The organism is Peptoniphilus senegalensis JC140 (assembly GCF_000321025.1).
Lineage (GTDB): Bacteria > Bacillota > Clostridia > Tissierellales > Peptoniphilaceae > Peptoniphilus_A > Peptoniphilus_A senegalensis.
Genome location: NZ_HE610718.1, coordinates 381706 through 388898 on the forward strand (window position 1 = coordinate 381706; position 7193 = coordinate 388898).

Annotated in this window: 5 protein-coding genes and 1 pseudogene; 1 reads left to right on the plus strand and 5 read right to left on the minus strand. The window is 29.1% G+C overall.

All coding sequences use genetic code 11. From position 1 onward, the window contains the following. Positions 1-672, plus strand: a pseudogene (locus PTSHG_RS09315) (relaxase/mobilization nuclease domain-containing protein); the annotation flags it as partial. A 17-nt stretch (positions 673-689) separates the two neighbouring features. Here the strand turns inward: PTSHG_RS09315 and PTSHG_RS06120 are convergent. The 5 genes from PTSHG_RS06120 to PTSHG_RS06140 are packed head-to-tail and all read right to left on the minus strand — an operon-like array spanning position 690 to position 7040. Continuing rightward, entirely contained in the window at positions 690-1511 is an 822-nt protein-coding gene (locus PTSHG_RS06120) for a hypothetical protein (RefSeq protein ID WP_019108011.1), read from the minus strand. Continuing rightward, positions 1504-2997 (minus strand): nucleotidyltransferase, encoded by a 1494-nt coding sequence (locus PTSHG_RS06125; RefSeq protein ID WP_019108012.1) that lies wholly within the window; start codon positions 2995-2997, stop codon positions 1504-1506. Before PTSHG_RS06125 ends, PTSHG_RS06120 begins: the two co-directional genes overlap by 8 nt. An 18-nt stretch (positions 2998-3015) precedes the next feature. Beyond that, positions 3016-3723: an SMODS-associated NUDIX domain-containing protein gene (locus PTSHG_RS06130; protein ID WP_019108013.1), complete on the minus strand. Its 708-nt coding sequence runs from the start codon at positions 3721-3723 to the stop codon at positions 3016-3018. Positions 3724-3745: 22 nt separating this feature from the next. Continuing rightward, positions 3746-5980 carry a S8 family peptidase gene (locus tag PTSHG_RS06135; RefSeq protein WP_019108014.1) on the minus strand — a complete coding sequence of 745 codons (2235 nt, stop codon included), beginning with the start codon at positions 5978-5980 and terminating at the stop codon, positions 3746-3748. Further along, a complete protein-coding gene (locus tag PTSHG_RS06140) occupies positions 5973-7040 on the minus strand; it encodes an ATP-binding protein (RefSeq protein ID WP_019108015.1) in 1068 nt (355 codons plus the stop codon). Before PTSHG_RS06140 ends, PTSHG_RS06135 begins: the two co-directional genes overlap by 8 nt. Positions 7041-7193: the final 153 nt, after the last annotated feature.

A 7193-nucleotide genomic window follows, 5' to 3' on the forward strand; every position in this document is an offset into this window, starting at 1 on the left:
AAACCGAAAGATAAGCCGAGATTTACAAGATCTAAAACAATCGGAGAAGATTATACCGAAGAAAGATTAAAAGAACGAATTGTAGAAAGAGAGTTTATCAAGACTCCTGCCGTCAAAAAACGCATCGGCAATGTTATTGACATGAGCACCATTGCAAAGGTAAAGGAAAGCAAAGGCTACGAATATTGGGCAACCAAACATAACCTTCATACAATGGCTGAGTCTGTTATTTATATCAGAGAACATGGCATTAAATCCGTTAAACAGCTTGACGAGTATATTCAAAAAGCAGCCGATGAAAGGCAAAATATACAAGAGAAAATCAAGGCTATTGATAAGGAAATGCAGAAGCTTTCCACCACTATGGAGCAAGTTCATACCGTTAAAAAATACAGAGCGTGCTACAAGGAATATACTGCTAATCCGTCTGACAAGGCGTTTTTTGAAGAGTACAAAGCTCAAATTGCCCTATATGAAAATGCTCTCTCTGAGCTTAAAAAATCCTATTCCAAACTCCCAAATTCAAAGGATATTTTAGCTGAGCTTGATAAATTACAAGAAAAAAAGAATACCCTTATGCAAAAGTATTCTTCCTCAAAATCTACTATGGACGAGCTTTATAAGATACGAAAAAATTATGGAATTTATATGGGTAAGGAGATGAAGAGATAAACTTTTGAGTTTTTCTATTATCTCAACAAAAAATTATGAACAGCGTTTAAAGTCAGTAAATATGATAAAACTGAAAACAATATTACCAAAAAACTGAGAAAAGAAACCGATTCAAATCGTTTTGTTTTAGAAATAAATTTGCGAATTACTTGTATCGGATTTTTCTTTTTTCTATCAATATAGACACTGAATACACGCAACAATAAGGTATAAGATATCATTTGTTGAATTACTCCTATAGATACACCTAAAATTTTATATACTGATATAAAAAATTTTCTTGTATCAACTATTGACGGACTCATTGTTACCACCATTTCCTTAATGTTAAATCCATAATACAACGTTAATGTGGAAACAACTATTGAAACAATAATAAATTTAACGGTAACTTTTTGAACTTCCTTGCTAAAAGATATAATAAATAAAAATATAATAGATAATATTAAAGGTATAAGCCCAAACCACTTTAAGAACAAAGATATATACTCTACATATTCTTTAAAAAAATTAACAATTATAGAAGCAATCAATGCTCCTACAATAATAATTCCCCATACATCATTATCACTCGAATTTTGACTGTATACATATTCCTTTTTTCTTTTTGAAACATAATTATATTCTGGAGAATCAATAAAAGAAGTTTTTGTAGATATTTCTATATTTGTACTAAATATCATTACTATTAAATTTTTAAATTTGGAATTTAAAAATTTAATTTTGTCAACAAGTATTCTTAGAACTAAAATTAAAAAACCTAATATCAGCGTTTTAATAATATCTTCAGGTATTGTTTTAACTAATCCAAATAACCAATTTATAATTGTATCAGGCATACACTACCCTCTTAATTTTTTTGGTATTAAACCACTCAAAAGTAAGACCATCAATTATATTAACTTCAAAAGGTTTACTTTTCTCATAACAAATACCATTTTTTACTAAATACGCCTCAACATAATGTCTACCTGCATAGCAAGTTTCTTCTGTTCTTATTCTTTTTCCTTGTTCAAGCTTAGAATTATAAAAGTCTCCTCTTAAGCAATTTGCATTGATTGCTTCGTAACCAGTATTGGTTATTTGCCAGTATATATCATAGTCTTTTATATTAAGTGTAAGTGCATTAACTTCAAATTTAAGTTTTCCTTTTTTATTCAAAGCTTCACCACTTTTTATTTTCTTGAATCTGAAACCATGCCAACTATAATATGCTTTTATCTCTACGTCAGTCTTAGCAATACTTGATATTTTCCATTTAGGTTTTTGATGATGACTTAAAGAATTTAACGAAATTCCAATTTCATTAATATTTTTACGCAAACTTCTCTGTATATAAAACAAACTCTCATTTAAAGACAATGCTTTATTATCTACGCTAAAGTCAACTTTAAGTTGATCATACCACTTCAAAAAACTTTCAAAATATTTTCTATCCTTATCCCATTTCAAAGATAATTTTTCTTTTCCATTAACCGGATTATAAATACAAGGATTTTCATTTTCATATTCAATTCCGCTCAAAAGATTTTTAACTACATTCAATAATAATGTTTTAAAATCCTCACTAATAATCGTACATTTAGGATAAATTTTTGCAACCAAAGTAGTAATTATAACAGAAGACGGTTTTTGTTCCATATCATCTTCAAACATAACTTCTGCATGTCTCTTTAATAATTGCACAATTCTTTGTAATGGAGTTTTTATTTTATAATCTGGAATTTCTTCTATCTTTGCATAAAATCGTTTAGCATATGATTCTTTTATCATTTGAAAATCGCTTTGTTTTTTGAACCAATCGGAATATCTTTTAGGATTACTAACTTCCCAGTCAAATGTTATATTATCATAGTTACCACTTCTTTTATCTGAAATTGCAATATTTCCATCATCCGTATCATTCCAAGGAACAGCAGGTAAAATATCTATATGAAAATTTGATTCATCTACATAGTTTAATGTCCAACACCTATTGCTTTCTTTTGGAAAATTTTCCATACTATGCTTTAACGAGTAATTTTTAACTACTTTTCCAAGTTCGTCTTTTAATTCTCTTTGAGTCTGGTAATGTCTTCTTTTTTTAGTCAGATTGCAGACAATATCTATATCATACGCCCCTTCTTCAGTAAGAGGTTTAATTGCTGTTCCTAATTTAATAGAACCTTGTAGGTAAATATCCGGACTATATTCTGCTAGGTCAGATTCTTTTATATAGTTTGCAATTGCCTTATACCTGTTTGATGCTTTTTCGTAATTTGATTCAGAAACATCAATTTCATTAATAAGCTCTTTTATCTCCTTCGACATTTCAAATTTTTTCATTTTATTCCTCCTCTCTTCTTAAATAATATATTGCGAATGGGCTCCTATTTTAAATGATTTTCCTCTTATATCAACACATTCCTTTTCAATGTCTTCTCTATCTACAAGCTTAATTAAATCATTCTCTTCTTTTACATATTTATATATCATATCAATATATTCATTTGTTAAATGAATCTCATAAATATCAAACAATAATATTTCATTCTTTTTAAAATGCTTAGAATAAGCCATTTTAGGTTTTATTTGCTTTAAAAATTCTATTCTCATGCTACTTAGAACTTCTATAGGCAATATGTTATTTTTTATAATTTCTTCATAAAACTCTCTATATACCGCTACTTCCCTATTTTCTCTACTATCAAACCAATTTAGAACTTTGCTAATATTTTTTCCTTTGGTACAAAATCTTAAATCTTCTTTTTCATAAAACCCTCGTTTATTTTCAAAAATAATATTCAATTTCCTTTCAATAGTACTAAACGAACTACAAACCTTATATACTCCACCAACAGGTTGCAGTTGTTCTATTTTACTTCCCTTAATTAAAAGATATTTATCATCTATTTTTATTTTATATAAATACGCAATGCTAAACCTAATATCTTCGCTCCGATGCATCAACGATTTTACAAACAACCCTATTCTTCTATAATTAGCTGCAAATATACCAATTAAAAAACAAATTCCACTGCTAATCAAATTAATTCCTATATTTTCTAACACTTATATCCCTACACTTTCATTATTACTCCCACTTAATTTCTTCATTAACTTTTTGATGAATATCTACTCTATTATCAACATCAATTAAATTTACTAACCAACCATTTAATGTACAATTTCTGATAAATTCATCAATTCTATTAACTCCATTCATTTCTTTGAGTGTTACAACAACACCAAACCTAACTCCTACGCCATCTTGGGGAGCTAGTCGGTTATTTGTCTTTACTTCCATACCCCAGTTTTTATTTTTATAAGAGTCTTTTGGTATCATTCTTTTTGTAGCACTCTCTGCGATATACTTAACATTATCCCATTTTCTAAACTGTTTTCTAGCTTTACCTTCCAAAAGATAATTTCTTTCTCCATCTAATGTGTCTTCTGTATTCTGTTTATCACCCTTAATATCCTTGATTTTTTTATCATCTCCTATTCGACCAAAATGCAAATTCAATTCTGTATTTGTATAATCAACACCTTGCAATCTATCACACAATGGAAAATAACACATAGTAGCCTTTGCAATATATGGATACTTATTATCCTTTAGAGGCACTGGAAAATCGTAGCTATAAGTATTCCATTTTTCACTAACGTCTGATACCACAAATTTTATTTCATCATCTTTTGTTTGAATAATATCGTTTATATGAATTGGTACAACTCCATGCCCATATAAAGCAACTTCCTCAGGAGTCGGTTTTTCATCCCAACCTCTTGCAGCGTCAATAATAATGGCTTTTGCAACTTCTCTATTAAATCCTATCACATCAATTAAATAAGATAATTTTCTCGCAATCCACGGTGCAGCATAAGAAGTACCAGCAACACTCGCAGCCCCTAAAGGTTCACAAACCCTAATGTACTCTTCTTCACTGCCACCATAATAGCTCACATCAGGCTTTGCATAAAAAGATAATACCAATCCTTTACGAGCATATTTAGTAGACAGACCATTCTTACTAACTGAATTTACAACTATACTATTAACAGAATCTGCTGGAGATCCTATTTTTACTATATCTGCACTTGGTTTATTTGTCCCTGCCACAACAAATATTACATTGTTTTCAAACTGAATTTTATCTAATGTTGCAGCTTCAGCAGAAATAAAGTTGTCATTAATTTCCTGATTACTACCAAGTGAAATATTCCAGACTTTTATATCTGAATTATTTACCACAATACTCTTTATTTTCTTTATTATTGAAAATGAAGAAAATTCAGCACCTACCGCTACTCCAAAATGCCTAACTTTAAACCTTCCACAGCCATCATCCAGCCAAGGATTTAATCTTGCTCCATCAACAATAATGGAAGATACTGCTGTCCCATGATTATAATCTTTTGGATTTTTTGGTATATCTTCTGAGACCATATCATGATATTCAACCCAATCACTAAAATAAACACTTTCATCAAATAAGGTATCTATCACCCCAATTGTTGGTTCAATAGTTGGGGATGGTATAGTTATCATTTTTGTTTGATGCTCATTGGTAAAATCATCAGGTGATAAACTTGACAAATCAACGGTTGCCATTGAAACAAGATAAGGTGCTTTTACTAAAAGTAGTTCTACCTGCTTTTCGTCTAAGTAAACAGTTTGATTATCTAAAATTCTGCTACTTAAAATATCTATCCCTAATCTTTCAAATAATAATTTTGTATCTTTTCTTACATCATACAAAGTTATAATACTCTGTTTTATATCTATCATAGGTAACTCTACCTCAAAAGAATCAATATACGATACATCTGCAATCACCTGTTTAAATGTAGACATACTAACAGAAAGTTTTTTAAAAACCTCCGAATTAACAATACTTTTGTCTTTAAATTCGCTCTTGCTGATATTTCCTCTAAATTTTTGAGATAATATATTTGAAGTATTTACAATTAACTCTATACTTTTAGTTAAATCATCTTCATCAAGAAAATATGTTATTATATGCTTACTCTGATTTGAATTAAATTTTGCTCCAACAATTGCTTCATTAGAATATGTCCCTTTAAAAAGTCCAGCAATTCGATTACTTTTCGCAACAATCTTATTATAATAAACACTAACCAAAATACCCTCAAACGGTTTTGTTTCTTTATCCCAAAATTCTTTAATCTGGATTAGCTGAGCTTTTAATCTTAATAAATGCTCTGTACTGACTTCCATCCTCCCATTCATGGATACACCACCACGATTACCATTTTTACTGGCTTGTACAAAGCGTTTCCCTTTTAATTCCAAGACATTATTCACTATCTACTTCCTCCTTCTTTAACTTTCTTGAGACAGAACTTTTAGACTCTCCTTTTAATTTTTCTATTTCTCTTACAGTGAAGCCTTCCTCATGAAGCTGGTTTATATCCTTGTGATCCAGATTTCCTATCAAGCTATTATATAATCTCTTAAAATAATCATACTCAGAATCAACATCGCTAAATGCAAGTGATGTTTTTATAATGTTTTTCAATTCTCCAGGATAAGGTATTTTTTTTGCTATTTTCAATATCTTTTTAAATAATCTTGTGTCTTTTGATATTCCTTTAAAATTCTTGATAAAAGAAGAAAAGTAATATTCAGCAACTTCTATTAAATCCTCATCGCTATACCTATTGAAATTAATAACAGCATCAAATCTCCTAATTAATGCTTTATCAAAATTTGAATATAGATTAGTTGTTGCAATAAGCACTATCTCTTTATTAAGATCTGTTAATCTATCTAATTCTCTTAAAATTGTAGATGTTACTCTTCCCATCTCTCTAATATCATTAGAATTAATTCTATCCAGAGCGATAACGTCAATCTCATCAAATAAAACTACTATTTTATTCGCATTTGGAAGCATATTTATTTCTTTAAAGACTTTTATAATGTTTTTATTAGTCTGCCCCAACTTACTATCTATCAAATTTTCAAAATCCACTCTAAAAAGAGAGCGATCCAACAATCTTGCAACATTTTTTGCTGCTTCTGTTTTCCCACTTCCCGGTAATCCTTCAAATAAAAATTTATTAATACCAACATTATGATTTACAGCATTAATAATACCTTTTATATCCTCTGTTATTTCAAGCGGTAAATTTAAAGCCTCTAAATTTCTTATTTCAACTTGCTTTAAAAACTCACTTTCAAAATCACTACTTTGTGGTGAATATAAATTTGATTCAGATATTAACCCCATAATATATTCAGATAACTGATAATCTCCTATGCTATCAAAATATCTTGCTATTGCTATAGCCTCATTTCTAAAGGAATTTTCATTCCTTTCCACATGGTATTTTATTAAATTCAAAACATTTTGTTTTTTCATATTGCCATACCTCCTAATTTCTTTATTATTATATCACAAATCGGGACACAATTCTATATTTATGGGACAAATATTAAAATTTTTGTTTTTATGTATTAAAGGTTATATTAACAATCATTCATGAATAAAAACCTGCTAACAAAAGTCAAGTAT